1 pseudogene is annotated in these 230 nt (G+C 55.2%); it reads left to right on the top strand.

Annotated features, from left to right (window positions below):
- Positions 1-200, top strand: a pseudogene (locus Q4550_RS24300) (hypothetical protein); the annotation flags it as partial.
- Positions 201-230: the final 30 nt, after the last annotated feature.

The raw sequence follows: 230 nt of genomic DNA, 5'->3' as shown, positions 1-230 counted from the left end.
GGCGACCCCCGAGCTCTACCCCGGCCTCGGTTCGTGGGCAGCGTCAGTTGTGTCTACGCGACAGCCTTCGAAGTGGTGCCATTGCACGCTTTGCACCGTTTATGACTGAGGTCGTGAAGGCAGCTGAAGCAGGGAAGCCAATTCTAGGTGTGTGTAATGGATTCGAATTTCTCGTGGATGCAGGTCTGGTACCAGGATCGAGGTAACGAATTATGAACGTGTAGTTGGGG

It is taken from the genome of Anaerobacillus sp. 1_MG-2023, assembly GCF_030547345.1.
Taxonomy (GTDB): Bacteria; Bacillota; Bacilli; order Bacillales; family Guptibacillaceae; genus Guptibacillus; species Guptibacillus hwajinpoensis_B.
The sequence above is the reverse complement of the archived record's forward strand: the minus strand, read 5'-3'. Positions and strand labels throughout refer to the sequence as shown.